A 1,215-nucleotide genomic window follows, 5' to 3' on the forward strand; every position below is an offset into this window, starting at 1 on the left:
AATACGAAGACGAATTAGGATTTTGTAAGGTTGCTAACAAGGAAAAAATAGCAGATAATCGGTATATTGTCACGCCAGGACGATATGTCGGTGTAAAAGCTAAGAACAACAATGGAGAACCTTTTGAAAAACAGATGGAGAGATTATCCGCAGAAATCCGTGAAGAATTCCAAAAGTCAGACGAGTTACAGGGAAAGATAGAAGAGACTATACAGGAGGTGGGATTTTGACGTCAGAGCAGCGTACTCTCTCGGACTTAGAGGAGGATTCCGGAGAGCACAGGAAGCCATACATATTAAGAAGACAAGACGTTAGCAAACCAGAAAATTGGAGAATATACCGGTTAGGTGATCTGCTTGAATTGGAATATGGCAAGTCACTTCCAGAGGATGACCGTGAGAAAGGCCCTTATCCGGTATTTGGTTCAAATGGCCGTTCCGTTTGGCACTCCGATTTCCATATAGAGGCGCCAGGAATTATTGTAGGGAGGAAGGGCGTCAACTTGGGCATTGAGTGGAGTGATGACGATTTTAATGTAATTGATACTGCCTACTTTGTTAATTACAACTCTCTGGAAGTTTCAGATGTCGATTTGAGATTTCTTTATTATAACTTGTTGGACTTTGATCTTGATCGTCTCAAAAGTGGTTCTGCTGTTCCTGGTCTTAACCGAAATGACTTCTACGAAGAAACAATCGTATTGCCCCCAATTGAGGAACAGAAGAAAATATCCAAAATATTGAGTAATATTGATCGGAAGATTGCCGTCAATAACCGAATTAGCAAACTAATAGAAGATTTAGCTCAGACGATGTTTGACTATCGGTTTGAACATTTTGGACCTTACGAGGAATTAGTTGAGTCCGAGATTGGGGAGGTTCCTGCCGAATTTGAAATAGCTGAAATAGATGACTTAGTCTGGTCTGGCCGAGGGTATTCCTACACGAGTGAATATCTTGACAGGGATGATGAGATTGAGGATAGTTATCCGATGATAAATCTGAAGAATGTAAAAGAAGGAGGTGGCTTCAGAACAGACGAATACAAGTATTACACAGAAGATCAAATGAAAGATAGATATAAAATCGATGAAGGGGATCTTGTAGTAGCTATCACCGACTTGACCCAGGAAGGCGGATTAATTGGGTCTCCAGCGTTGATACCGGAACTTGATGAAGAGCTGAATATTATCTCTTAGGATGTAGCTAAGATTGT

Annotated in this window: 1 protein-coding gene and 1 pseudogene; both read left to right on the top strand. The window is 40.8% G+C overall.

The features are described 5' to 3' along the window. Window positions 1-230 (top strand): annotated as a pseudogene (locus tag U4E84_RS17925) (SAM-dependent DNA methyltransferase); the annotation flags it as partial. After that, a complete protein-coding gene (locus U4E84_RS17930; protein ID WP_322533430.1) occupies window positions 227-1,198 on the top strand; it encodes a restriction endonuclease subunit S in 972 nt (323 codons plus the stop codon). The pseudogene U4E84_RS17925 and the gene U4E84_RS17930, both read left to right, overlap by 4 nt. Window positions 1,199-1,215 lie beyond the last annotated feature (17 nt).

Origin of the sequence: Halorubrum sp. AD140 (genome assembly GCF_034497445.1) — an archaeon.
Classification (GTDB): domain Archaea; phylum Halobacteriota; class Halobacteria; order Halobacteriales; family Haloferacaceae; genus Halorubrum.